The following is a 26,984-nucleotide window of genomic DNA, read 5'->3' as shown; positions in this document are numbered from 1 at the left end:
AAGAAGGTTAATTATGAAAAAGACATTACTTGCTCTGGCATTACTGGGTGCCTCTTCAACCGCGATGGCGGATTCATGGATCTATGGCGGTGCGTCAGTAGGTCAGTCTGATTATGAAGGCAAAAACGGTACTGCATACACACTGCATGCTGGTACAGGCATTCTGCCATTCATCGGCTTAGAAGCGGGTTACGTTGATCACGGTGATTTTGAGATCAATGCGACTCAAGAACTTTCAGCTACATCACTTTATTTCGCTGTAAAGCCAAGCATTGATTTCGGTCCACTGCACGTTTATGCCAAAGGCGGCCTGCACTCATGGGACAAAGATATCAACGGTGGCAAAATCGATGATGGTATCGACGTAATGTACGGTGTTGGTGCAGAGTACTTCATCATGGGTCCTGTTTCTGTTGGCGCAAGCTACATGAACTACACCATGGACAGTACTGATGTCGGCACTTTCTCTTTCAATGCGACTTTCCACTTCCTGTAATTCAAGTTTCAGCGTATTGAATTAATAAAAAGCCAGCGTAAAGCTGGCTTTTTTGATCATCGAGTTTGATTCGTGCCACAGCTTGTCAGTTTTTAACCATTTTATTCGTGTGGTTAATGGGGTTTTGGGACTACAGTTCATAGCGTTGCTTACCTATTTCCAACACATACCCATTTCCAACAAAGGTACTTACCTATGACTAGCTGTAATCTTAATGGTCAATGGCGATTAACCTCACCACAACGCCCAGAACTCTCGATTCCAATGACTATTCCTGGTGACAATGTCACGGCTTTATTGGCAGCCCAATGCGTTCCTGACCCTTATTGGGGTGGCAATGAAGCGAAAGTGCGTTGGATTGAAGAGGTGGATTGGCAAATCAGTCGTGAAATCTTAGTCAGTGAATCTCTGTTGAGCTTTAAAAAACTGTGGTTAACGCTCACCCGGGTGGATACGTTCGCCTCACTCTACATCAATGAAGTGCTCGCCTTGGAGTGCGGTAATCAGTTTGCCGCATATGAGTTGGACATTAAGCCTTACCTGAAATTGGGCAGTAATAGTCTGCGCATTGTCTTTCGTCGAGTGCTCCCTGAAGCAGAAAAAAGAGCGGCGGCATTGCCATTTCCTATTCCATCTGCCATGGGTAACAACCAATTACCCTATATGAATTTGGTGCGTAAAACGCAGTGCCACTCGGGATGGGACTGGGGGCTTTGTTTGATGGTATCTGGCATTTACGACCCAATAGTTTTGCAGCCCATCGAACATACCCGACTGAAACATTTGGCGACAGAGCAGCAGTGGCAGAGTGATGGCAGTGTCAAAGTGATTGTTGCGACGGAAGTAGAAACCGACAGCCCAGTGAACCTGACGTTTTCTGTGGCAGATGAAAACCAGACCGTGATGGTGACGCAAAGTGGTTGTGTGCAGTGTGAATTTTTAATTACTCAACCACGACGTTGGTGGCCAAATGGGTTAGGCGAGCAATTTTTATATGAGGTGAGCGTTGCCAGTGCGGAGCAAACCTTGCAGCGCAGAATCGGATTACGTCAGCTTGAGTTGAATACGGCAGCCGATGAGCGTGGTTCTGCAATGGAGTTTGTGATCAACGGTTTCCCAATGATGTCCAAAGGGGCGAATTGGATACCGATCGATGCGATGCCAGCAGGTGAAAATGAAGCGTGCTATCGGCAGCGGCTGCAAAGTGCGGTGGATGCCAATATGAACATGATACGCGTGTGGGGTGGTGGTCAGTATGAGAGTGAAACCTTTTACAACTTGTGTGATGAGTTAGGCTTACTCGTTTGGCAGGATATGATGTTTGCATGTTCGCTCTATCCAAGCCACGCTGATTTTCAGCGCGAAGTGGAGCAAGAATTGCGTTGGCAGATCCCAAGATTGAGAGAGCATCCTTCGGTTGCACTCTGGTGTGGTGATAACGAAGTGCTTGGCGCGATTGGTTGGTATGACGAATCCAAAAATAATCGAGTGAAATACACGGTTAATTACGACCGCTTAAACCGAAAAATTGCTGAAATTATTGAATCGCTCGATGATCAACGCACCTTCTGGCCAAGCTCCCCCTGTAATGGTGAACTCGATTTTGGTGATGCGTGGCATGACGACAATAAAGGCGACATGCATTTTTGGGATGTATGGCATTCCGGCAAGCCGTTCAGCGCGTATCGTTCGGTGAACCCAAGGTTCTGCTCTGAATTTGGTTTCCAATCTTGGCCTTCTCTTGCTGAAGTGAAAACCTTCACACCAGAGCAAGATTTTAATATCACCTCACACACTTTTGAGCAGCACCAGAAAAATCCGCGTGGTAATAGCATCATCACTGAAATGTTTACACGCTATTTCCGATTTCCGACTGGGTTTGAGCAGATGCTTTATCTCAGCCAAGTTCAGCAAGCGATGGCAATCAAAACCGCCGTTGATCATTGGCGGGCGATTTCGCCAATCTGCCGTGGCATTCTTTATTGGCAATTGAACGATTTGTGGCCGGTGAGTTCATGGTCGAGTATTGAATACAGTGGCCGTTGGAAACAGTTGCATTATCACGCTAAACGCTTTTTCGCTCCCCAATATCTGGTGTTTTCTGAGCATAGCGGAGCATTGACCTTGCACGGTTTGAACGACAGCCGTGAATCAGTAGAGATTGAAGGGCGAGTGTGTTGGCTAAACTGGCAAGGTGATGTGTTAGAGGAATGGCCGATCACCACTACTTTGTTCCCCAATCACAATCATATGGTATGGCAAAAACCGCAAAACATAATCCTTGGCAAAGAGGGCTTTCTCTATGTGGAAGGCGTCATTAAGAACAGCGGAGAATCGTTAAGCAATATCTGGTTTGGTACTGAGGAACTCAAATCACTGCCGATGGAAACGGCACAGATTGAGATGCAGCGGGAAGGGCGTTTTATTACCTTGAGCACGGACAAACCTGCATTTTACGTGCATTTAGAATATGACGGTGTCGGGCGGTTTAGCGATTCCAGCTTTACTTTGCTGCCGGGGCAAAGTGTGACCGTGGAATACTTGGGAGACGATGAGCCGGCACTGGAGACTTCGCTGCGGGTATATCATCTTAACATCTGAATTTGACGATTTGACTTGAACGATTGTCGGTCGAGCCACGTACACCTTTACAACGCAATAACTTAAGGATGGAACGTGGCTCAACACAAGAAAGCCCATTTGACACAGAAGATGTGTCCTGTTTGTTTACGTCCATTCGCATGGCGCAAGAAATGGCGACTATGCTGGGATGAGGTGATCTATTGTTCCGAGCGCTGTCGGCGTCACCGTTCCTGTATTGGCAAGTCATAAGAGCACGCACTCACTTGTGTATTTGCAAAATCAATGCGTTGCCAGTTGGTATTTTTGAGCTTTCTACTTTTCATCCAGTTTGTTTACATCTCCGTGCAAAGATCACAGAAGCGTGCAAACATGCAAGCAAACGTTTGCATTCCTCTCTCATTCTCTTACTATCGCGGCAAACATACCGAATCCTGTTCTAAGGAAAATATATGCTGAAACGTAATTTAATTGCTGCTGCGATGGCAAGCGTGAGTTTGTTTGCTCCAATGAGCTACGCAAAGACGCAAGCTGATCTGATGATTACCGATGCCATGGTGCTTACCATGAATGGCGACAAAACGGTTTACCAAAACGGTACCGTAGTGGTGAAAGAAAACAAAATCATTGCCGTTGGTGATGCTGAGTTAGCCAAGCAATATCAAGCGAAACAGATGCTTGATGTGGATGGCGATATCGTGATGCCAGGGCTTATCAATACTCATACGCACGTTTCGATGACGGTGTTCCGCTCTTTGGGGGATGATGTGCCAGATCGTCTACATCGTTACATCTTCCCGCTAGAGTCGAAATTGGTGTCACGCGATATGGTACGCATTGGCGCGAACTTAGGTAACGTGGAAATGCTAAAAGGGGGCGTTACCACTTATGCCGACATGTATTACTTCGAAGATGAAGTGGCTAAAACAGTTGATCAGATTGGTATGCGCGCCGTATTGGGTCAAAGCGTGATTCAATTTCCGGTTGCGGATGCAAAGAATGCTGAAGAAGGGATTCAGTATGCGATGAACTTTATTGAGCAGTATCAAAATCACCCGCGTATCACCCCTGCGTTTGCTCCTCATGCTCCTTACACCAACACGACCGAAACATTGCAAAAAATCGCCAAGCTTTCGTTAGAAAAAAATGTACCTGTTCTTATTCACCTCGCTGAATCCACTCGTGAGCAAGAGAAGATTGCGGAACGTTCTAACGGTTTGTCTCCCGTACAGTATATGCATGAAATTGGTGCTTTGAACGCGAACTTAGTCGGCGCACACATGATTTTGGTGGATGACAAAGACATCGAGCTGGTGAAAAAGTCAGATATGGGCGTGGCTCACAACATGAGTGCCAACATTAAATCAGCGAAAGGTGTTGCGCCGGCACTCAAGATGTATGACGAAAATGTACGTATCGGCCTAGGCACTGACGGGCCTATGTCTGGCAACACACTCAGTACCATCGATGAATTCAACCAAGTGGCGAAAGTGCATAAGCTGGTCAATCAAGATCGCGCGGCGATGCCACCGCTGAAAGTGATTGATATGGCAACCATGGGTGCGGCTAAAGCGCTGCATATGGAAGACAAAATCGGTTCATTAGAAGTCGGTAAGTTGGCCGATATCATAGTGATTGATACCAAAGCTCCAAACATGGTGCCGATTTACAACCCATACTCTGCACTGGTTTACTCTGCAAGCAGCGGCAATGTTCGCCATGCAATTATTGATGGCAAACTGGTGATGCAAGATCGCCAAATCAACACGGTGAATGAAGAACAAATCCGTCAGGAAGCTCTCGCTTTCACAGAAATAGTTCGTAAGAGCGTGCTGGATTCTGGCGAAGAGATCCGCTAACTGCGTGAAAGCTGCATAGAAAATAACAATTTCTGCTAGAGATAAGAAAAGGCTTGCGGTAGTATCGCCGGCCTTTTTTCGTTCAAGAGTAGGAGTATGCAGATGTTCATCGGGTTTGATTACGGCACGGCTAACTGTTCGGTGGCCAGCATGCAGGGTGATGATCCAGTGCTGATCCCTCTTGAGCGTGACAGTCTTTATATTCCCTCAACACTGGCAGCACCAACCCGAGATTCGGTGCCTGAGCACTTATTCCGTCATCGTCAGATTTCGCCTGCGGATGCGCTGGGCGAGCAATTACTGCGTCGTTCGGTAGCGGCTAACCGCGATGAAGGCATCGACTTGCAGTTTGATGATGTGGTGTTTGGTCAGGCAGCGCTCGATCTCTATTTATCCGATCCGCATGAAGTCTATTACGTGAAATCGCCAAAATCGTTTTTAGGTGCGATGGGGCTGCATGATATTCAGTTGAGCTTTTTTGAAGATCTGGTGTGCGCCATGATGGCGAACATCAAAGCGCAAGCGGAAGCACGCTCCAACGCCGTAATTGATGATGCCGTGATCGGTCGTCCGGTGAACTTCCACGGCCGAGGCGGGGAAGACTCTAACCGTCAGGCAGAAAACATTCTGCGCCGTGCTGCAACCCGTGCCGGGTTTCGCCATCTTGAGTTTCAGTTTGAGCCAGTGGCCGCAGGGCTTGAATACGAAGCGACACTGACCGAAGACAAAACCGTGTTGGTGGTGGATATCGGCGGTGGTACTACCGACTGTTCATTGATTCAGATGGGCCCGTCATGGCGCGGTAAAGCGGATCGCACGCAAAGCCTCATTGCGCATACGGGTCAACGAGTGGGCGGTAACGATCTCGATATTCATCTCGCGTTTAAACAGTTGATGACGCCATTTGGCTTTGGCAGTCAAATGCTCAGTGGATTGGACATGCCGATCACCCAATTTTGGAACCCGATCGCGATTAACGATGTCAGCGCGCAAGCCAAATTCTTTTCGCGTGAAAACCTTGTGGATTTAAAGCGTTTACACAAAGAAGCGCGTGAGCCGGAGAAACTGACGCGTCTGCTTGCGGTGTACCACGATACGCTCGGCTACAGCTTGGTGAAGAAAGCCGAAGAGGCCAAGATTGCGCTTTCAGACACCGCTCTGGTTACCGCTCAAATTAAAGTGCTATCGGAGTTGCTGGAAGTCGAGATTCAACGCGAAGCCATGATCGAAGCGATTGATGTTCCTAAGATCAAAATGATTGAGCTGGTCACGGAAGCGGTCACTTTGGGTGGCGTGACGCCAGATGTGATCTTTATGACTGGCGGTAGTGCGCGTTCACCGATTTTACGTTCTGGTGTTGAGCAGGCTTTGCCGAATGTGCCAGTAGTCAGCGGCAACTACTTTGGTTCGGTCACGGCTGGCCTTGCGCGTTGGGCACAGGTCTGTTTTCGCTGATGTGAAGTTGTGCTCAGAGCGGTGTCGGTGCAGCGAAACCACTTTGGCTAAGGCTTGTGCCAGTAACTGAATGCCACTCGCGCCCAATGCGTAATCATGTAATCAATTAGAGCTTGAGTACGCTCAGGTAAAAAACGTCTCTGCGGATGGAGTAAATACACATCCGCACCTTCAATTTCCCATTCGGGAAGTAACTCGACCAATTGCCCATCATCCAATAAGGGGGCCATCAGGCCTCTTGGCAATCTTGCGATTCCCATACCTTGCAAGGTCGCTTGCACTATGGTGTCGAGTTCATCAGAAGATAAACGCGCAGATGGAATGAATTGCACTTTTTGATCGGACTCTTTACTGTGAAAAATCCACGGTAGCTTGTGATTCAGACTGAGTAGTGGGTAATGATTGAGCTGTTGAGGGTGGGAAAGCGAAAGGCTGGCTGCAAACGGAGCACACGCACAGAGCACCGAAGGATTGCGGGCAAGCTTGTGTGCGACCCAATCTGATTCTGGTTGCGAGCCAAAACGCAGCGCGATATCCAAATCTCTTTGTGTGAAATAGTCGAGCCCCGAACCCACTTGCATACGCAAAGTCACGTTGGGGTGCAGTTCAGAAAACTCCAACGCCAACGGAGTGAGTTGGTGACGCAAAGGCAAAACCGGAGCACTGATGGCGATTTCACCTCGGTAATCCCGCTTAGCTTGCTCGACTTGATCCTGTTTTCGCTCTATTTCCGCAAACAGTTCTGCATAAGTGTGAAACAATTGTTCACCTTCTTTGGTCAACACCAGCTCTTTACTGCTGCGGATCAGTAATATGCTGCCAGTATCTTGTTCAAGTTGCTGAATCCGTCGGCTGAGAGTGCTCGTCGACATAGATTTTTGTTTGGCTGCTAAAGCAAAGCTGCCACAACGAACCACGGTTAAAAACAGTGCCAGATCATCGAGTTTCATGCTCAATCCCATTTTTGCAATTTTGCGTCCCATTCTATCCTATTTTCGGATAGTGGCTATTTGGTTATCTTGTGCGGCAAAGAAACGTTTCGTTACTACTATCGACCACCAAGAGAACTCATGCATTCCGATTCAACGCATTTACCCGCGCCTAATCCGCGCATTATTTTTGCCAGTGTGGCCTTAGTGATAGCACTTGGTTCTTTGGAAAAAAGTATTGTTACCACGCCACTTGCTCTGATTGGGCAAGAACTCTCTGCTGGGAGTGCCTTAACTTGGGTGATCACTGCTTACTTGTTGGCGGCAACTGCGGTATTACCTGTGTATGGCAAACTCAGCGATCTGTTTGGTCGTGTACGCATGCTGAATATCAGTATCGGCATTTTTATTGTCGGTTCTGCACTCTGTACTTTTGCTTATGATCTGCCGACTTTGATTGGCGCACGCGTGATCCAAGGGATTGGAGGCGGTGGTTTGATCGCCTTAGCATTTACAGTGATTGCCGATTCGATTCCCGCTCGTGAAGTGGGTAAATATCAAGGTTATATTTCAGCGGTGTATGCAGTTTCCAGCATTGCAGGCCCGTTATTAGGCGGCTATTTTGCTGACCATCTGAGCTGGCGTTGGGTATTTGGTATTAACTTACCGCTTGGGGTTGTGGCGCTGTACATGGTTAACCGCCATTTGAAACATCTCAATCAAAAACGTCAGAGCCGATTTGATTGGTTAGGGGCGGGGCTTCTCATGCTCTCTACAACCTTGCTATTGCTTCAGCTCTCCTCACACACGTTCTTGCCTGCAGGTTGGGGGGCATTTGCTCTGCTGGTGTGTTTTGGTTTGTTGATCCTAGTTGAAAGACGAGTCAGCGATCCGATTTTGCCTGCGCGTTTGGCTCGGTTACCGAGTTATCTCACCGCAATCAGCCTCATCATGGCATCACAAATGTTGATGTTTGCTTTACTGGTTTACATGCCATTGCAACTGCAATGGGAAAAAGGATTTTCGCCTTCGCAAAGTGGCTCAGTCATGGTGATCTTTATGTTCAGCATTACAACGGGAGCTTATTTAGGCGGTAAATGGGTTGCGCATTCTGGTCGTTATAAAGCACTGGTAGTCGGGGGATTCATCCTTGCCGCTTTAGCCATATGGCAAATTCATTATGATCTTTGGGTGCATTTATCTCTGGGCCTTGCCGGTATTGGGCTTGGCTTTACCTTGCCTTCACTTGGGGTAGTGGTACAAAGCGTGCTGCCAGCGCGTGATCGCGGAATCGGTATGTCGCTGTTTAACTTTGGCCGAGAACTGGGGGGAGCACTTGGTGTGGCATTTTGCTCGGCGCTGTTTTACCTGCGCGTACCACAAACAGTGACGGTCAGTGAACATGCTAGCCAATCAGTATCAGCTTCTCCGGAAGTGCTCGCCCAAGGTTTTAGTTTGGTTTATATCGGTATGAGTGTATTGGCATTACTCGCCATGGTGATGACAGTATGGCGCTTACGTCGTGATGCATTGAAAGCAGAATAGTACAGGCTTTTAAGCTAGCCAGAAGCAGCGAGCTTAGGTAGCATACGGGCTTCATTAGGAAGTGAGGACGACCTCACCGCTCCAGTTCTGTTCGGGGACGACCCCATATAAGAGGTTTATATATGGCGTGGTTAACCCTATTTCTCGCCGGTATCTGTGAAATTGTCTGGGCTATAGGCCTGAAATACAGTGAAGGTTTTAGCAAGCCACTGGCTTCAGCGATAACCTTATCGGCTCTTGTCGTCAGTTTTGTTTTACTGGGTTTAGCTTTACGCACTTTGCCTTTAGGTGTCGCTTATGGCATTTGGGTGGGTATTGGTGCAGTAGGGACAGCGATTGCAGCGGCTTGGTTGTTTGGTGAAACCCTCACCTTGATCAAGCTTGTCAGTTTATTGTTGATAATCTCAGGCATTGCCGGGCTCAAAATGAGCGCTTAATCGTAATAGCAATTAAAAATCAGAGCCGTTCAATGCTATAACGGCTCTGACTTCTGCAAGATTTTTTAGCCATTTCTCTAACTGCATAGTTGCGTCTTTCCTCCAATCTTTCTTTACTGCTCTTCGCTCAATAATCTTTTCCCAACAAACGAAAATGCAAACATCAGACTATCTCAGACTAAAGGAGTATCACTTATTTATCTTGAGAAAACAGAGTGATAGGTGTGTTTATAAGATTGGCCTTAAATCAGTGGAATTTCATCGTCTAGACTAATTAAGCAAAAGCTTATATTTGAAACAAACAAAACGTCGATTTTGTACTACGCGATTGCAACAACGTCTTGGTCAGAACGTGTGTCTATCTACTTTGTGTGGGTTACGACATTTTTGTCCATACTGTATGGCATGGAAGCAAATAGTTTGAGGTCGCGTAGTGATGAAATGGTTCATGAATATTTCGATCACCCAGAAAATGATCGCTCTAGTCGGATGCTTGTTGATTTTAACTTTTACGGTGTCTGCCTACTCTATATCCAAAATGAAAAAAGTCGCGGTCGAGATAGACGCGATTGCAAATGACAATATTCCTCTAGCTAAGTTGATGACCGATATGACAGTGCACCAACTGGAAGGGGCCATTACGCTTGAAAAAGTATTCCGAGCTGCTGGAATTGAAAGTAAAGAAGGCAAGCAACAGCAAGAGCGATACGAAAAAGAGCTGCTTGATTTAGTGGGCTCCTTTAAACGTGATTTCACTCAGGTTCAGCAGCGACTCAACAAAGCTATTCAAGATTCCACTTCTCCATCCATCCGCAAAAATTTAAATAATTTGAAGCAGGATTTAGATTCACTTGCGAATGAACATGGGAAGTTTGAAAGAAATCTTGATGTCCTGCTGAATGCGCTTCGCACAGGAAAAGAGGCGCAGCAGCTTTCCGAACTTGCTCATCAATTAGAACAGTCTCAGATGACGCTAGACCAGCAGCTCAGCGACATCTTACGCAAGATAGAACAAGCGACGGAACAATCCGTCATTGTCACCGAACAGGAAGAACAAGAAGCTTTTTGGGAATGGTTTACTTAGGTGGATTCTCGATCCTCTTTGGTTTAGTTATCGGGTTTGCTTTTAGTAAGCAAATTGTGGTCGCGATAGATCGTGCTCGTAAACTCGCCACGGAAATGGCTGATGGAAATTTCAGTAAACGGGCGCAAGTGACGACAGGCGATGAGATTGGTCAGTTGATCACAAGCATGAATACTATGGCGGAATCACTCAGCCACACCATGGCAGAGGTCATTGACCGAGCAAACACCATTGCTTCAACGGTGACACAACTGGCCTCGGCAGCAGAGAGCAATAAGCAATCGGTGCAAAGGCAGCAAAACAATACCGAAGTGGTTGCTAGTGCAATGACCCAAATGGCAACGACGATTACCGAAGTGGCAAGTAGTGCGGAAGAATCCTCAAGTGCGACAGCTAGGGCACAAGAAAATGCTCGTCAAAGCTGCCGCATTCTTTCGCAAACTCAAGCGGTCTCCAGTCAATTGGTTGCTAATGCTCAGCAATCTCAGAAAATGATTATGGAGCTGGAAGCCAGTACTCGGCAGATTGAAAGCTTTGTGTTGGTGGTGGAAGGCATTTCTGAACAAACCAATTTGTTAGCCTTGAATGCAGCCATTGAGGCAGCTCGTGCCGGAGAACAAGGTCGCGGATTTGCCGTAGTGGCTGATGAAGTGCGTGCTCTGGCTTCACGCAGTCAACAGGCCACACATGAGATCAAAGGATTAATTCAAACTTTGGTTGAACGCGCCAAAACGGCGAGCAAAATGATCGATTCAAATGATAAACAAATAGAGGACAGTTTTATCTCGATTTCAACAGCCAGAAATCAGTTGGATTCTATCGATCAAGCTTTGCTGGAACTGACGTCAGCCAATACTCAAGTCGCTGCGGCGAGTGAGGAGCAGTCTGTGGCAGCTAACGAAATCAGCCATAACATGACGGATATTCGTGATGCCGGAGAAACCATCATGCTCAGCGCACAAGAAACGGCTCAAGCCAGCGAAGATCTTGCGCAGCAAGCCCAAGGGCTAAAACTATTAATGGGACGATTCGTGATTTAATGAAAGGTTTTTGTGTCAATGCTGGTAAACTCCTGTTACTGATAACAATATAAAATGAAATCGGTTGATCATTTCTTAGAACTAAAACCGATAAACAGGAAGCAATTTATGCCATTTTGGAAAAAGACTGCCATCAAATCGGACAACGAACTTCGCCAGAACCCAGACCACGATCTCGTCTTAGCACTTAAACAAAACCTGGCTTATATCGAGTTTGATCTCCAAGGCAACATCTTGGAGGTGAACTCTCTTTTCTTAAATACGATGGGCTACAGTCAGAAAGAAGAACTGGTTGGCCAACATCATCGACTATTTTGTGATCCTCGATTAGTGAGCACTCTGGAATATTCGAATTTTTGGAAAAATCTGGCTCATGGTCAAACGCAGCGCAATACCTTTCAGCGCCTGAAGAAAGATGGTTCAGAGATCTGGATTGAAGCGACCTATATGCCGATACGAGAACGCTCTGGCAAAGTCTATAAAGTCGCGAAAGTGGCTTACGATGTAACTAAAGAAAAGAACAGCGCGGATAAACAAAATGCGGTATTCATGGCGCTGAATCGTTCATCCGCCGTTATCCGTTTTACCCCTGATGGTCATGTTAAAGATGCCAATGACAATTTCCTCAAAGCGACGGGCTACCGACTTGATGAAATTGTCGGTAAGCATCACCGTTTATTCTGTGAAGACTCTTTTTATAAGGAAAATCCTCACTTTTGGCGTGAATTAGCCAAAGGCGAGTTCAAATCTGGCCTTTTTCATCGTCGTACCCGTCAAGGGCATGATCTCTGGTTAGAAGCGACTTACAACCCAACGTTTAATGAAGCCGGAGAGGTAACACAGGTTGTTAAATTTGCGGCGGATGTGACCGAGCAGGTATTAAAAGCCAAAGCCACCAAAGAAGCTTCGCAAATGGCGCAACAGACCTCCGCTGAAACAGTACGTGTGGCAGAGTCAGGCCGAGACAGGATTGATGAAGCCGCAACCATTGCAAACGGCATTAAAGAATCCATTATCGGAGCCAATGCTTTGATGACGGATTTGTCTTCTCAATCGCAAAGAATTACTCAGATCGTTACTACGATTAACAAAATTGCTGAGCAGACGAATCTACTCGCCTTAAATGCGGCGATTGAAGCGGCCCGAGCCGGAGAGTATGGCCGCGGATTTGCAGTGGTAGCGGATGAAGTGCGTAGTTTGGCCTCCAATACGAGCCAAGCCACCTATGAGATCGACAATATTGTTAAGCGCAACAGCCAGTTGACCGACCAATCCAGCCAGACTATGGAACAAATTCAAGCCAAAGTGACGGAGTTTAACAATATGCTTCTCCAAACTCAGGCGTTGATTGAGCAAATTCAACATGCAGCTGAAAACGTGCAGCAAACGGTCAGCGAAATCGTGGATTGATTCATCAATAAGATTTTCCAGCCAACCAGTTTGTTGGCGAGTTTTAAAATGGCTGTGGTGTGAAAAAATTCCGCAGCCAATGTCGGGTTGGTGGTAGAATCCAACCCTTCAATTTTAGGTTGAGCCAGTGTTGGCTCAGCAGTTAAGTTCCATCATTTCGAGTAAATACATGCCTTTTTCTCAACTTGGATTAAGTGACGTCCTGACCCAAACTGTGGCGCGACTTGGTTACCAAACACCTACCCATATTCAAACCCAAGCCATTCCGGTGATCTTGCAAGGTCGTGACCTGATTGCGGCGGCGCAAACGGGCACCGGTAAAACTGCCAGTTTCGTATTGCCGATTCTGGAGAAGCTCCGTCAGGGGCAAACGCAACGTAAGAAGCGCGTTCGTGCACTGATTTTAGTGCCAACCCGTGAACTGGCGATGCAAGTGGCTGAAAAAGTTGAGCAATACGGCAAAGACACTGGCTTAAAGAGCCTTGCAGTGTTTGGCGGCGTGGATGAACAGGCACAAAAGCAGCGTTTGATTGACGGTGTCGATGTGCTGGTGGCAACACCGGGACGTTTGATGGACTTGTATGGTCAACGCGCAGTCTATTTTGAAGAAATCGAAATGGTGGTGCTGGATGAAGCCGACCGCATGCTGGATATGGGCTTCATTGAATCGATCAATAAAATCATTGATTGCCTACCAAGTGAAGTACAGTTCTTACTGTTCTCCGCGACACTGTCACGTAAAGTGCGCGAGTTGGCCAAAACGGCGGTGAATGATCCGTACGAAATCAGTATCGCCGCCAATCAAGCCTCAAAAAGCAATATCAGCCAATGGCTGATCACGGTCGATAAGGACACCAAATCCGCATTGCTGAGTCATTTAATCAATGAACAGCAGTGGGATCAGGCGCTGATTTTTATTGAAACCAAACACGGCGCAGCCAAACTGGTTACGCAATTAGAAAAGCGTGGCATTCAAGCCGAGGCCTTTCACAGTGGCCGTAGCCAAGCCATCCGCGCTCAACTACTGGAAGATTTTAAGTCAGGAAAAATCAAATATTTGGTGGCAACAGGTGTCGCTGCGCGTGGTATTGATATTGACCAACTTTCACGTGTGGTTAACTACGATTTGCCATTTCCAGCCGATGAATATGTACACCGTATTGGCCGAACTGGGCGCGCTGATGCAGTCGGTGAAGCGATCTCGTTTGTTTCAAAAGACAACTTCAAAAACCTGTGTATGATTGAAAGCCGTTTGGGGCACCTAATCGAAAGACGCGTAGTGGAAGGGTTCGAGCCGAAAAAGCCAGTGCCGATTTCTATTCTGAACTATGTGCCGAAACACAAGCGCGTGCAGCAAGAACAGTAAGTCAAGGGTTTTACTAACTCGTACTTAACCAGCTCAAAATAGAAAGGGCGTGATACGGTATTCAGTATCACGCCCTTTACTTTATGCAGAGATAAATATGCGGTTCTAATGTGTGATAGAGGAAACGACTAATGCCGTTCGATTATGGTTTCTCTGACTTGGTGAGTGATTGGTAATCCATTGGCGTGACACTGACCAATTTTTTAAACTCACGTTGGAAATGTGCTTGGTCGCTAAAACCTAAGTCAAAAGCGAGGTCTGATAAAGGCAATTGGTTATTGTGGCTGATTTTATACACCGCAGACTGGCAACGAATGGCACGGCTGAATGCTTTTGGTGTTAAGCCTGTGTCATTTCTAAAAGTGCGTTGTAGCGTTCTGGCTGAATAGCCAGTGTCATTCACTAAGTCTTGTATCTGAATGTTCCCTCGGGCTTGTGTCACTCGCGCGATAACTTCCATCGTGAGGTGAGAGCAAGGGCGGCAATCAAACTGGCTGACGAAGTCATTCACTGCACGCGCTTTACTTAAGAAATCACCAGCCTTACAGACTTGTTCCAGAATGCGGTCTGCGCCATACAGCAATTCACTTAAATCCAATCGATTTGAAATCACTTCTTCGACGTCTAGATTGAGCAAATCGGGTACTACACCCGGTCGAAAACGAACGCCTAAATAATAATGTCCCTTCTTAAAATCTGCTTTAAGTGCTTCCAGTGGAGAACCACAAATGTAAGCTTTGGGCGCATCGGCATCGCAGTCAAAAAGTAAGTCGATACAACCATCAGGAATCGCGATACTCGAATCATGGTTGTCGCTGGCATCAAATGAATAAAAGTGAGAAGTGAGGGGGCTTTCTGGTGTCAGTAAGGAATTAAAACGCTTTGCTCCGAGTACGAACCAAGGCTGGACTGAATGTAAGGAGGCTATTTTAAACTCCAGATTAGCGTTGGGCATACTCATTGACTCATTCAACAACAGAACTTCAAATTCCCACCTTGTTAATCATTTGTAAATTTATATTGTTTATATGTTAATCATTTTTGTGATGTGACCCATGAGATGTGTCGCAAAAATTCAATATCAATGCGTGGCTTCACTCTAGTATCTGCCGTAACAGATAAATCACTCAGTTGATTGAAAGTGCTTAAGCAAGCCTTACAAAGCCAGCTGGGATAAAAACAGGGAAGTAGGAACACGTATGTCTAGTAACACAAAAATCGATTTCATCTACCTATCTGAACCAGACATGATTAAAGCTGGCGTGACGGATATGTCGGCATGTGTGGACACAATGGAAGAGATGTTCGCACTACTGCATCAAGGCGATTACCGCATGGCGGGGCCGAATAATGATTCTCATGGTGCCATGATTACGTTTCCGCAAGAGTCGCCCATTCCAACCATGCCCAAGCCGACCGCAGACCGTCGCCTGATGGCGATGCCAGCCTACTTAGGGGGAAATTTTGGTACCTGTGGCGTGAAGTGGTATGGCTCGAACATCGCCAACCGTGAGAAAGATCTTCCGCGTTCTATCTTGATGTTCATTCTAAATGACATCGAAACCAGCGCGCCCTTGGCAATTATGTCGGCCAACTTACTGTCGGCTTACCGAACTGGTGCAATTCCAGGAGTGGGGGCGCGTTACCTCGCACGTAAAGATTCCAAGGTCATTGGCCTGCTAGGGCCTGGTGTGATGGGGAAAACCACCGTTGCCGCATTTATGGCTGCGTGTCCAAAAATCGACACCATCAAAATCAGAGGTCGTGGTCAAAAGAGCCTCGATAGCTTCCTTACTTGGGTTTCCGCGACATTCCCACAAATCACTCATGTCGACGTTGTCGATACCATTGAAGAAGTGGTTCGCGGTTCTGATCTCATCACTTACTGCAATTCAGGTGAAACGGGCGACCCAAGCCTTTATCCCGAAGTGAAACGTGAATGGGTTAAACCGGGGGCTTTTTTGGCGATGCCAGCCAGTTGTCGTCTGGATGAAGGGATGGAGCGGGGCGATGTACGTAAAGTTCTCGACAATACCGGCCTGTACCAAGCGTGGTATGAGGAAGTACCAAAACCAGCACATAACACCATTCCTCTGGTTGGCGTGCGCTTTATGGACATGCTCGAAGAAGGAACGCTCACGCTCAATGATCTTGATGATCTCGGTTCAATTGTGGCTGGCGAGACACCAAAACGCCGAAACGATGAGGAAATCATCATTCTCTCGGTCGGCGGTATGCCAGTCGAAGATGTGGCATGGGCAACCAAGATTTATCGCAATGCCAAAGAGAAAGGAATTGGTGTCAGTCTCAATCTTTGGGACAAACCCGAACTCAAATAACAACGCAGAAAACTAGGTAAAAAACGGAAAAGGAAGTTCTTCATGACACGTATCGTAAAGGTAAAAACCGGCTCAAAGCTGGAAGAGGTTGCTAGCTACTCACGAGTAGTGGCTGTCGATAACTGGATTTTTGTTTCTAACACCGCAGGCCGTAACCCTGCAACGGGTGAGATGCCAAAAGATGTCTTTGAGCAGACAGAACAAGTGTTTACCAATATTGAAGTCGCTTTAGCATCGGTAGAGGCAAGCTTGAAAGATGTCATCAGCTCAAAGGTATTTATCCAAAACCCAGATAACGTTCCTGCTGTGATGGAGTTTATTGGCACTAAGTTTCGTGGCGTAAACCCCACCACGACAGTGACGTGCCCACCGCTGGGTTCCTCAATTTATGAAGTAGAAATTGAAGTGACGGCGTATCGCGGTGCATCACAAGCGGACGTTGAGGAAATAGTACTCTCAAGATAATGGTTTGCACCTTATTAAGACGAGTGAGGGTTTTAGGATGACAAAAAATATCATACGGCTTGAAACATCCAACGTTTTGCCCAAGTCCACGGGTGTGGTGATTATCGGCGGTGGCATTGTTGGCGCAAGTGCGGCGTTAACCTTGGCTGAGAGTAATGTGCCTGTGGTTTTGATCGAAAAAGGTTATGTTGCGGGTGAACAGTCATCAAGAAACTTAGGTTGGATTCGCAAAACCAGCCGACACCAAGAAGATGTTCCCTTGGCGTTGGCTGCGGACAGATTGTGGGCAGAGATGCCGCAAAGGGTCGGGCATGATCTTGGTTATAAACAGGCTGGGATTATGTTTCTTGCGGATACCGAGCAACAAATGGATATCTACCAAGACTGGTTAAACTCAGTGGACTCTTTGGATCTTGACTCCACTTTGCTGAGCAGTAGCAAGATTAATGCGATGCTTGGCAGTAGTCATCGCTCTTGGAAAGGCGCGATTTACACCCCTTCAGATGGCCGAGCTGAACCTTGTATCGCAACCGTGAAAATCTTAGAAAAAGCCGTTGAGCTCGGTGCTCAGGTCGTACAGTTTTGTGCGGTGCGTGGCCTTTCCATGTCCGCGGGGCGAGTCAGCGGCGTGGTAACAGAGAAGGGGGAAATAAACTGCGATCAGGTTTTGTTAGCTGGTGGTGCGTGGTCAAGACGCTTCTTGGGTAATCTGGGTGTTTCTTTGCCAACGTTACCTTTGATCTGCTCTGTCATGAGAACCAAGCCGATGGACGGCCCGACGGATATTGCTGTAGGCGCGTCTAACTTTTCATTTCGTAAGCACCACAATGGCGGTTTTGTCATTACTCAACGTGGGGCACTGGATGCACCTGTCTGTCTTGACCATTTGCTGATTGGTCACCGTTACCTAGAACAGCTTAAGCATCAACGCAGCTTTCTACGAATCAAACTCGGCAAGCACTTTGTGGATGATTTAAGAATGCCGCGCCGCTGGAAAGCGCAAAGCGAAACGCCGTTTGAAACCGTGAGAACGCTCAATCCCAACCCTAACCCAAGTTTGAACAATGAAGCGCTGACCAATTTGCGTCAAGCCTATCCCATGTTTGAAAAAGCTGAAATAGACGAAGCATGGGCAGGGCTGATTGACGTCACGCCAGACTCTAATCCGGTCATTGATCATGTCGCAAAGATTCCCGGTTTAACACTGGCAACCGGATTCTCTGGTCATGGCTTTGGTACTGGTCCCGCTTCAGGGCATTTGGCGGCAGACTTAATCATGGGGAATGTCCCGATTGTCGATCCGACCCCTTATCGGTTTAGCCGATGGTGAATTGAGCTGCTGAATGGAAAGGTACTCGTACCCAGTTGTTGAATAGGTAGGAAATGGATATGGCAGTGAATATTGACGCAATTGTTTATGCATCAGATGCAAATAATGGAAGCCGTAAAGTTTTTGAAGCGGCGATTAATCAAGCAGTAAAGCATGGTTCAAAAATCATCTATGTGCATGCGGTAAATAAGGCGGATGTGATCACGCCAGACATTTCCTATTCCTACTTGCCTAGTGATATGGAAAAGCTGCACTCCACTCAGCACAAAAAAGAACTTATTGAAAAGCTTAAAACGCGGATCCATAGATACATCAATGAAAAACTGACGGATTTGGATATTCAGGTTCAGTTTTCGATATGTGTTCAATTTGGCAATCCAGAGGAGGTGATCATCAACACAGCCAAGCAGTTTAATGCCGGATTGATTGTTATGGGCAATCGAAAATCGAGCGAGCTGTCCAGAGTATTTCTCGGTTCTACAGCGAATAAAGTTCTGCAGAAAAGTGAAGTACCCGTATTGATCGTACCCATAGCAAAGAAATAGAAACGCTGGACATCACCAGCTTCAGAGTACAAAAGGAATCATGATGAAAAGGACTAAATTGATCACTGCCATCGCACTGGCATCCATTTTTGCACCAATGACCAGTATCGCAGCCGATTACCCCAATCGCCCGGTAAAATATGTTGTGCCATGGCCCCCAGGTGATTTGGAAGACGTATTGACGCGCCTGATTGCAGAAGAGATGTCGAAAGAAACAGGCAAGCCAGCCACAGTGGTGAATAAACCCGGCGGTGCGGGAATCATTGGCGCGGCGGAAGTTTCCCGAGCGCGTCCAGATGGGCTGACGATTGGATCGTTTGTTGCCGATATTCTTACTACGCACATCCTTTCAGGTAACGCGCCTTTTGATCAAACCACCTTTGAGCCAGTGGGGATCTTTCTTGATTATCCTTTTGTGATTGCTGCAAAAGCTGATGCGCCATACAACAACTTGAAAGAGCTGGCGGATTACTCACAGAACAATAATGTTTCGCTGGCTCATTTCGGTTATCAAGCCCTTCCCACGGCAATTACGTTTAAAGCGGCGGATCAAATCGGGCTTAAATTTTCCTCTAATGCTCCGTTTGATGCCATTAACTGCTCGACACTCGCGAATGGCGATGCAGATGTCATTAACACCGTTACGCAAACCATCCTGTCTTGTTTGAAGTCTGGAGAGGTCAAGATCATTGCTTCTATTACTCACGACCGTTTAAGCATCAGTCCTAATGTGGCAACGCTGAAAGAACAAACAGGCATAGCGCAAACTACGTGGAATGGCTTGTTCGTGAAAAAGGGCACTCCAGACAACATTAAACAAGTGATTGCAGATATCGCTCAAAAAGCGTTGCAGACCGACAAGGTAACGGCCTTGAGTGAGAGCACGGGAGCCAACGTGTTTTGGATAGGCAGTAAAGATGCGCAGCAAATTATTGATAATGACTTTGCCAGTGCTAAAGAGTTGCTCAGCTACATGAAGTAAAACCAATGAGGTGAGTAAGCTTCCCCTGCTCGCATACTCACCTCATTTTTCTGGGAGTCGTATGAATATGACGATTGAAATCAATGAAGTGATTCTGGAACAAGAAGAAAGAGCGGTGCTTGCGACGGAAAATCTTCCATCCCACTACTATTTCTATTTGCTGTCATTTATTGGCTCGATTGCACTCATCTTATTGCAACCCAGTCAGGCTGGAGAGGTGCAAAATGCGCATGGTTGGTTTTCTCAGCCCTATGTCGCGCCTTTGCTAGGTTTAAGCATCATTGCTCTGTTTAGTGGAATTTACCTGTTGGTGAATACGATAAAGCACTTTGACCATCTCAAATGTATTAATCCTATCGAGTTAACCTTCAGTGCCATCAGTAAATATCGCACTGCCGTCATCATTAGCGGGTTCTTTTCTTTATATATCTTCAGTTTGTCGATCATCGGTTTTGCGTTATCGAGTTTTATCTTGGTGCTCACCATGCTTTGGATCAGCAATCTGTTTACCCGTTTTTGGATTGCGACTTCTTTTTTCGCCATCGTCCTTATCGTACTGGTGTTTAGAGTGGTCATTGCATTGTGGTTGCCGGATGTGTGGTTATTTTCATTGCTCCCTGACTCCATGGCTGACTTTGCCAATAGGTACTTGTAGTAAATCGGACGCGGTATAGATATGGACACTATTTTTCTCGGAATACATGAAATACTCACCATGCAAGTGGTTCTCGCCATTGTGTGTGGGGCGATTTTAGGCGTATCGATCGGCTCCATCCCAGGGTTAGAGCCAGCAGGCGTAATGGCCATTCTTTTGCCTATGACATTCAATATGGATCCGTTACCAGCGGTAACACTGTTGCTCGGTGTTTATGGTGGAGCATGGTACGGCGGCGCTATTCCGGCGATATTGATGAACACGCCCGGTACCCCCGTTGCCGTGCTGACGACCTACGATGGTTACCCTATGACGCAAAAAGGCGAGGGGAAACGTGCATTGTCGATTGCCTATTCGTCTTCTTTCTTCGGTGGCATGGTGAGTGTGTTGTCACTGGTACTCTTAGCGCCTTTATTATCGAGAATTGCTATGCATTTTGGCTCGGCAGAGTTTGCGATGTTAGCGGCACTCGGGATGATTTTTGTGGTCATGGCGCACTATAAACAAGCGTTCGCCGCAGCAATGATGTTAGGACTGGGAATTTTTCTGGGCACGATTGGCATCGACCGTTCATACAACACCATGACCTACACCTTCAACCAAGAATGGTTGTTTGGTGGTGTGCCGTTGGTTCCTACTGTGATTGGTTTATTTGCGATGTCGCAAGCCTTCGTTTTGTTATCACAGAAAGGAAACGATTCACAGGTAACCACATACAAAGGGAAAGGGCGCTTTTCCGGCATGCTGGTGGTGATGAAACACAAATGGACAGCAATACGCTCGGCGATTCTGGGGGTGATCATGGGATTATTGCCCGGCGTAGGTGAATTTGGTTCGCAGTTTTTCTCGTACACGTTAGCGCAGAAATTATCTAAACAGCCCGAGAAATTTGGGCAAGGCGCTGAAGAAGGATTGATAGCTTCTGAAACATCCAATAATGCGGTGACCGCTTCCGTCATGGTGCCTCTGCTGGCTTTCGGTATTCCTGCCGATGCACTGATGGCCATGGTGCTCTCTGTGTTTATGGTTCACAACTACATACCCGGGCCGACGCTATTCGCTGAACGACCAGAATTTATTTCGGGCTTATACATCGCGCTGTTTTTAATCAATATTGTGGCGTTCATCTACTTAACTTTCAGCAGCAAATGGATTGTTAATCTGACACGAATTCGTGGCCGATTCATCGGTGCATTGATTCTGGTGCTCGGTTTCATTGGCAGTTACAGCCAAAACTATCAATTTACGGATGCGCTTATCGCGCTTGGTTTTGCCGTGTTTGGTTACATTCTCAAACGCGAGCAGATTCCAGCAGTACCCATCATTTTAGGTTTAGTACTGGGTCCGGTATTTATCGCGCGTGCCAAGCAAGCACTTGGAGTGTCTAACGGCGATTTCTCAATTTTTTGGGACAGACCAATCAGCCTAACTTTGCTCAGCATGATCGTCATTTCTATTGGCATCTTTGTTTACAGCATGGTTAGAGATAATCAAACAAAAACACAATAACGAACGTCGAAACGAAAGGAACTCACAATGAACCTATTTGGAATGACTATTGGTGGTCAAACTGTACAAGGTGAAATGCCATCAAACATCGTGCTCAATCCAGCCAATGAACAAGCTGCTTTTTCTGCTCCCGTGGCCTCTATCGCTCAGCTCAATAAAGCCGTTGAGAGCGCCAAAGCGGCGTATCCGAAATGGAGTGCGCTAACCCAGGCACAGCGTGATGGATACATCAACCAGATCGCGGATGCGATTGAACAACACGCGGGTGAATTGGCGGATATCATTGTCAGAGAGCAAGGTAAGCCCATCCAGCTTGCACATATGGAAGTGGGAGGCGCAGTGGCATGGACAAGGCATACCGCGAGCATTGAAATTCCGGTCGAAGTGTATGAGGACTCTGATACCAAGCGTATTGAAGGGCGCAGAAGGTCAATCGGAGTAGTAGGTTCCATCACTCCTTGGAACTGGCCTCTGATGATAGCTATTTGGCATATCATTCCAGCGCTGCGCATGGGTAATACCGTCGTGCTTAAGCCTTCGGAGCTGACACCGATTAATACGCTTAAGTTAGGGCAATTACTGCAAGCTGTGTTACCTCCAGGTGTACTGAATGTGGTATCCGGCGGTGGTGATATTGGCCGCGCAATGAGTAAACACAAAGACATCAACAAATTGGTGTTTACTGGTTCAACGGTGACGGGGCAACACATCATGCAAGCCGCGGCCGCCAACCTTAAACGTTTAACGCTCGAATTGGGTGGAAACGATGCTGGTATCGTACTTCCGAATACGGATCTTGATACCATCGCAGAAGGTTTGTTTGCCACTGCCTTTATCAATATGGGGCAGACCTGCGCAGCATTAAAACGCCTCTATGTTCATGAATCTCAACACGATGCACTGTGTCAAAAACTGGCGGAAATAGCAGAGAAACAAGTTGTGGGTGATGGTAGTGAACCTAGAGTCACTTTTGGCCCAGTACAAAACAAACAACAACTGGAGAAAGTGAGTTCGATCGTCGAAGAGGCGAAACAGCAAGGTGCGACGGTATACTCCGGCGGTTATCGCTCGATAAGCCGGGCTACTTTTTCCCACCAACAATTATCGGGAACGCGCAAAGCGGCATGCGAGTGGTTGAAGAAGAACAGTTTGGCCCTGTGCTGCCTGTGATTAAGTACGCCACAATTGGTGATGCGATTGCCGCAGCCAACAGTGTTGAAGTGGGCTTAGGTGGGTCGATTTGGGGAGAGGTCGAACAAGCCACTGAGCTCGCTTCCCAACTGGAATGTGGTTCAGTATGGATTAACGGTCACGCCGAAGTATTGCCACATGCCCCGTTTGGCGGCTGTAAAATGTCCGGCTTTGGCGTCGAGTTTGGCCTTGAAGGTCTGCTTGAAAACAGCCTGCTACAAGTCGTTAATATTAATAAGTAACAGTAATTACATGAGCCTCCTTTTATTTGTTGAAAGGGGGCTTAATTATATCGGCACGTTATTCACGCCATTCAAAACCATGCACCTCTATTCTTTTCTTGTTTTATCCAAGCCGCTCTTACAATGTAGGGGGGATCTCGTCATTTTATTGATTCTCACTGGATTTATCCGCACCTAAATAAGCAAGCCAATGGGCAACACGGCGGATCTTCGGCATCACAGTAAGGTTGAGAGCAAATGCCACTGGCCATGCGACAAAGAAAGAGTCACGCCACGCACTCAGCCATTGAAAGTTAAGTCCCGCCTTGCTCAAAGAGATGACACCAGACATCATTAATGCCATAAATAGCGAGCCTAAAATCGCTTGAATTAGAATCTCTTTTTTACTCATTTCTCATCTCTGATCTGCTACGAAAAGTGCAAGTGATTACCACAAGTGTCTATTCATTCCTGAGTTTCTTTTTTGCATTATTATCCCAGCTTCAAAGCGAACAGATAAATACAACGATAAGTCAGCACTCAACATAAATAAGGAATTTACTATGTCTCTACAACAGGATTTTCGCGATGCAATGTCTAAGCTTGCTGCTGCAGTGAATATTGTTACGACAGGCGGCGAAGCCGGTACTGTTGGTATTACTGCAACGGCGGTTTGTTCGGTCACTGATTCCCCTGCGACCGTTCTGGTTTGTATCAATCGCAACAGTGCATCTAATGCCATCTTTAAGCAAAACGGCAATGTGTGCATTAACGTTTGTGCCAGTGAACACCAAGAAATGTCTATGCACTTTGCTGGAATGACTGGCCTTGCAATGGAAGAGCGTTTTGCCTTAGAAGGCTGGAAAAACAATGCTGATCAGGTTCCTGTTTTGCATGGTGCGCTAGCGACATTGGAAGGCAAAATTGCCTCTTGTCAGGAAGTCGGAACGCACACCGTGTTCTTTATTGAGCTACATACCATTCACACCACCAACAAAGATGGTTTGATCTACTTTGATCGTAAGTTCAAAAATGTGGAAGTTTATGAAGCCGTTGCCGCAGTTGCTTAATGCAGTGATTAGCTAAATATCCAATAAAAAACACCCACAATGTTGTGGGTGTTTTTTTATTTAGACTGAATGGCGATAAGTTCGTTGAGCAATTCTGATAACTGCTGATATTTACGATCGCCTAGTGCTTCTTTTAACGCTACGTATTGCTGTTCAATCTGGGGTCTTAGCTGTTCAACTAACGCAGTGGCTCTCTCTGTCATATGGATGTAGAACTGGCGACCATCCTGAGCAGACTTCTGTTTGGTGACAAGCCCTTGTATTTCTAAACGGCTAATGATCCCGGTCAAACTTGGGCTGAGGATGCATGTCTCTTTTGACAGGGTAGATAAGTCCATAGGTCCTTTGGTATCTACCACTCTTAAAATGCGCCATTGTTGTTCGGTTAGTTCATTTTCCGCCAGAATCGGGCGAAAGAAATGCATGGCAATATCACGTGCTTTAAGCAGTTGAAGGGGCAGGGAATTTTCGTATTTAGTCACGTACCTATCCTTGTTTATACTCTTTTTAGCCAACATCGCTGGATAATAGGATTCGTCAATGCGCATATGCTATTACAAGATATAACCTCGGTCTAATAGTTATGGCGGCGGTATTTGTCTAACTTAATAAAAAAGCTCTTTAACCAGTTAAAGAGCCTTCTAACATCAATAAAGCAGATTGGGGAGGTAGAGTGCGATTGCTGGTACCAGCACAATGAATGCTAGTCGCACCATATCGGCAACCCAAAATGGAAAAATCCCCCTAAAGATAGTGGCTGTGTTGATGTCCTTAATCAGTCCAGAAAGAACAAACACGTTAAGTCCTACCGGTGGCGTGATCAAACTGATTTCTGTTACCACAACAACAATAATGCCAAACCAGAGAGGGTCAAAGCCAAGTTCGACAATGACAGGGTAGAAAATGGGTACAGTTAACAACATCATCGACATGCTTTCAAATACACAACCCAGAATAATGTAGATCAGCAAAATAATGCCTAGCGCCATCATGGGTGTCACATTGGCGGTTTGGATTAGCTCTACCAGAGCGGTTGGCAAACCTGCGCGATTAACGAAGTTAGATAAGATCAGCGCCGAAATCACAACAGCAAATAATGAAGCAGACGTTTTTGCGGTATCGATGAGGATTTCTCGCAGTACAGTGTAATTTAGCGTGCCACGCATTGCCGCTAACGCAAAAGCACCACAAGCCCCAATGCCTGCCGCTTCGGTTGGTGTAAAAGCACCAATGTAGATACCGCCCATCACAATCACAAAGAGCAATAATGTGGAGAAGATGCCTTTCAGTGCCAGCATGCGCTCTTTCCAACCTACTCGATCACCCGGTGGTGCACTTTCAGGCTTACGGTATACGACCCATTGTACGGCGAGGAGATAAAGCACGATGCCGAGCACACCGGGTAAAAAGCCTGCGGCAAAGAGCTCGCGAATACTGGTTTCGGTTAACAGACCATAAATTACCAACATCACGCTGGGGGGAATCAAAATTCCCAATGTACCGCCCGCTGCGATAGAGGCTGATGCAAGCCCATCAGAATAGCCATATTTACGCATGGGGGGCATAGCAACTTTGGACATGGTAGCGGAAGTGGCAAGGCTAGATCCGCAAATTGCAGAGAAACCGCCGCAAGCGAGGATGGTTGACATTGAGAGACCACCACGACGATGGCCAACAAAGGCATTACACGCTTTGTATAACTCGCTGGATATTCCTGCTTTCGTGACGAAGTTGCCCATCAAAATAAACAGCGGAATAACTGAAAGTCCATAGTCTTGCCCCGTGTCAATAATGCGTCTTGCAGCCATCGACATAGCCGCCGACCAGTTGTAATCATTGATGTACCAAAAGCCGATAAACCCGATCACACCCATGGCAAAGGCCAAAGGTAAGCGCAGCAAAATCAGCGTAATCAGCACGGAAAATCCAATAATAGATTCAATCATTTAGGCCTCCTTGCCTTCAATGCTGACTTTGGATACGGAAGGATTCCCGATGAACATCTCTTTAGCGTATCGAATGGCATTGAATAGAGTTAAGGCGCCCCCGATAAAGCCAGTGATTGAAATCAGGTAAGTGACATAACCAAGGGGTAGTTCTAGGATCTCGGTGACTTCTTCGTATTCGAGAGAACGTTCAGCGAGTTTCCAGTTGGTGATCGCGACCAATATCAACGAACAAGCACAAATGAGATTGATGATGATCTGGCGCAAACCAATCCACTTGTTTGGGAAGTAGTTATCAAGTAAATCAACGCAGATGTTCTCTTCCTGCCATGACACTAATGGAAATGCCATAAAAACCATGATGGCGAGCAAGACTTCGATCATTTCTGTTGCTCCAAGAATGGGCGCATTCAACATGTTTCGTGACATCACATCAATAAAAGTGACGACCATCATCAGGAATAAGCTCAAAGCAGCGAGGGAGCCAAGCCCTCGCTCGATGGCTTTAGAAAAACGAAAACCTGACATCG

The 26,984-nt window shown here is 46.6% G+C and carries 23 protein-coding genes and 2 pseudogenes; 19 read left to right on the top strand and 6 right to left on the bottom strand.

Going from position 1 to position 26,984, the window contains the following annotated elements; all coding sequences use genetic code 11:
* The first annotated feature begins 13 nt into the window (after positions 1-13).
* The 5 genes from D908_RS04585 to yegD all read left to right on the top strand — a co-directional run bounded on the left by D908_RS04585 (position 14) and on the right by yegD (position 6,390).
* The gene (locus D908_RS04585; protein ID WP_000751966.1) at positions 14-496 is read left to right on the top strand and encodes an outer membrane beta-barrel protein; all 483 of its coding nucleotides are present in this window, start codon (positions 14-16) and stop codon (positions 494-496) included.
* Between the two features lie 195 nt (positions 497-691).
* On the top strand, positions 692-3,097 hold the full coding sequence (locus tag D908_RS04590; protein ID WP_005526192.1) for a beta-mannosidase: 2,406 nt from the start codon (positions 692-694) through the stop codon (positions 3,095-3,097).
* Positions 3,098-3,172: 75 nt separating this feature from the next.
* Positions 3,173-3,328, top strand: a complete 156-nt coding sequence (locus tag D908_RS04595) for a DUF2256 domain-containing protein (RefSeq protein ID WP_005526190.1) — start codon at positions 3,173-3,175, stop codon at positions 3,326-3,328.
* 200 nt (positions 3,329-3,528) lie between these two features.
* Complete coding sequence (locus D908_RS04600) at positions 3,529-4,935, top strand: amidohydrolase (RefSeq protein ID WP_005526188.1); 1,407 nt, start codon at positions 3,529-3,531, stop codon at positions 4,933-4,935.
* Positions 4,936-5,037: 102 nt separating this feature from the next.
* Positions 5,038-6,390: a molecular chaperone gene (yegD, locus tag D908_RS04605; RefSeq protein ID WP_005526187.1), complete on the top strand. Its 1,353-nt coding sequence runs from the start codon at positions 5,038-5,040 to the stop codon at positions 6,388-6,390.
* A 47-nt stretch (positions 6,391-6,437) separates the two neighbouring features.
* Here the strand turns inward: yegD and D908_RS04610 are convergent, their stop codons facing one another.
* Positions 6,438-7,373, bottom strand: a complete 936-nt coding sequence (locus tag D908_RS04610; protein WP_005526184.1) for a LysR family transcriptional regulator — start codon at positions 7,371-7,373, stop codon at positions 6,438-6,440.
* An 87-nt stretch (positions 7,374-7,460) separates the two neighbouring features.
* On the opposite strand from D908_RS04610, the gene D908_RS04615 reads away from it, so the two are divergent.
* From D908_RS04615 to D908_RS04630, 5 genes and pseudogenes are all read left to right on the top strand, one after another.
* Positions 7,461-8,864 (top strand): MDR family MFS transporter, encoded by a 1,404-nt coding sequence (locus D908_RS04615; protein WP_005526182.1) that lies wholly within the window; start codon positions 7,461-7,463, stop codon positions 8,862-8,864.
* Positions 8,865-8,986: 122 nt separating this feature from the next.
* Positions 8,987-9,301, top strand: a complete 315-nt coding sequence (locus tag D908_RS04620) for a DMT family transporter (RefSeq protein WP_000312410.1) — start codon at positions 8,987-8,989, stop codon at positions 9,299-9,301.
* Between the two features lie 436 nt (positions 9,302-9,737).
* A pseudogene (locus D908_RS0119765) lies at positions 9,738-11,425 on the top strand (methyl-accepting chemotaxis protein).
* Positions 11,426-11,533: 108 nt separating this feature from the next.
* Positions 11,534-12,835, top strand: coding sequence for a methyl-accepting chemotaxis protein (locus tag D908_RS22980; protein ID WP_005526180.1), 1,302 nt, complete (start codon positions 11,534-11,536; stop codon positions 12,833-12,835).
* 169 nt (positions 12,836-13,004) lie between these two features.
* Positions 13,005-14,201: a DEAD/DEAH box helicase gene (locus D908_RS04630; protein WP_005526178.1), complete on the top strand. Its 1,197-nt coding sequence runs from the start codon at positions 13,005-13,007 to the stop codon at positions 14,199-14,201.
* A gap of 142 nt (positions 14,202-14,343) precedes the next feature.
* Here the strand turns inward: D908_RS04630 and D908_RS04635 are convergent, their stop codons facing one another.
* Positions 14,344-15,162 carry a helix-turn-helix domain-containing protein gene (locus D908_RS04635; protein WP_005511532.1) on the bottom strand — a complete coding sequence of 273 codons (819 nt, stop codon included), beginning with the start codon at positions 15,160-15,162 and terminating at the stop codon, positions 14,344-14,346.
* Between the two features lie 238 nt (positions 15,163-15,400).
* Between D908_RS04635 and D908_RS04640 the strand changes: the two genes are divergently transcribed.
* The 8 genes and pseudogenes from D908_RS04640 (at position 15,401) to D908_RS04675 (ending at position 23,459) form a co-directional block, all read left to right on the top strand.
* Positions 15,401-16,540, top strand: coding sequence for an ornithine cyclodeaminase family protein (locus tag D908_RS04640; RefSeq protein ID WP_005526175.1), 1,140 nt, complete (start codon positions 15,401-15,403; stop codon positions 16,538-16,540).
* Between the two features lie 42 nt (positions 16,541-16,582).
* A complete protein-coding gene (locus D908_RS04645; RefSeq protein ID WP_000196962.1) occupies positions 16,583-17,005 on the top strand; it encodes a RidA family protein in 423 nt (140 codons plus the stop codon).
* 37 nt (positions 17,006-17,042) lie between these two features.
* Entirely contained in the window at positions 17,043-18,335 is a 1,293-nt protein-coding gene (locus D908_RS04650; protein ID WP_005526170.1) for an NAD(P)/FAD-dependent oxidoreductase, read from the top strand.
* Positions 18,336-18,394: 59 nt separating this feature from the next.
* Positions 18,395-18,880 (top strand): universal stress protein, encoded by a 486-nt coding sequence (locus D908_RS04655; protein ID WP_005526168.1) that lies wholly within the window; start codon positions 18,395-18,397, stop codon positions 18,878-18,880.
* Between the two features lie 40 nt (positions 18,881-18,920).
* Positions 18,921-19,862, top strand: coding sequence for a tripartite tricarboxylate transporter substrate binding protein (locus tag D908_RS04660; protein ID WP_005521219.1), 942 nt, complete (start codon positions 18,921-18,923; stop codon positions 19,860-19,862).
* 61 nt (positions 19,863-19,923) lie between these two features.
* Positions 19,924-20,517, top strand: coding sequence for a hypothetical protein (locus D908_RS04665; protein ID WP_172462032.1), 594 nt, complete (start codon positions 19,924-19,926; stop codon positions 20,515-20,517).
* Positions 20,518-20,538: 21 nt separating this feature from the next.
* Positions 20,539-22,026, top strand: coding sequence for a tripartite tricarboxylate transporter permease (locus tag D908_RS04670; RefSeq protein WP_032467686.1), 1,488 nt, complete (start codon positions 20,539-20,541; stop codon positions 22,024-22,026).
* Positions 22,027-22,053: 27 nt separating this feature from the next.
* Positions 22,054-23,459 (top strand): annotated as a pseudogene (locus tag D908_RS04675) (aldehyde dehydrogenase family protein).
* 145 nt (positions 23,460-23,604) lie between these two features.
* On the opposite strand, the gene D908_RS04680 reads toward D908_RS04675, so the two are convergent.
* Positions 23,605-23,850, bottom strand: a complete 246-nt coding sequence (locus tag D908_RS04680; protein WP_005526158.1) for a DUF2798 domain-containing protein — start codon at positions 23,848-23,850, stop codon at positions 23,605-23,607.
* 151 nt (positions 23,851-24,001) lie between these two features.
* Between D908_RS04680 and hpaC the strand changes: the two genes are divergently transcribed.
* The gene (gene hpaC / locus D908_RS04685) at positions 24,002-24,508 is read left to right on the top strand and encodes a 4-hydroxyphenylacetate 3-monooxygenase, reductase component (protein ID WP_000058237.1); all 507 of its coding nucleotides are present in this window, start codon (positions 24,002-24,004) and stop codon (positions 24,506-24,508) included.
* 56 nt (positions 24,509-24,564) lie between these two features.
* Here hpaC and hpaR read toward each other — a convergent pair whose 3' ends face one another.
* The 3 genes from hpaR to D908_RS04700 all read right to left on the bottom strand — a co-directional run bounded on the left by hpaR (position 24,565) and on the right by D908_RS04700 (position 26,982).
* Entirely contained in the window at positions 24,565-24,990 is a 426-nt protein-coding gene (hpaR, locus tag D908_RS04690; protein ID WP_001884743.1) for a homoprotocatechuate degradation operon regulator HpaR, read from the bottom strand.
* A 165-nt stretch (positions 24,991-25,155) separates the two neighbouring features.
* Positions 25,156-26,454 carry a TRAP transporter large permease gene (locus D908_RS04695; protein ID WP_000572964.1) on the bottom strand — a complete coding sequence of 433 codons (1,299 nt, stop codon included), beginning with the start codon at positions 26,452-26,454 and terminating at the stop codon, positions 25,156-25,158.
* On the bottom strand, positions 26,455-26,982 hold the full coding sequence (locus D908_RS04700; RefSeq protein ID WP_000012791.1) for a TRAP transporter small permease: 528 nt from the start codon (positions 26,980-26,982) through the stop codon (positions 26,455-26,457). It abuts the gene before it with no gap.
* Positions 26,983-26,984: the final 2 nt, after the last annotated feature.

Origin of the sequence: Vibrio mimicus CAIM 602, assembly GCF_000338875.1 — a bacterium.
Classification (GTDB): domain Bacteria; phylum Pseudomonadota; class Gammaproteobacteria; order Enterobacterales; family Vibrionaceae; genus Vibrio; species Vibrio mimicus.
Note: the sequence above shows the minus strand (reverse complement) of the source record. Positions and strands in the feature narration are given on the sequence as shown.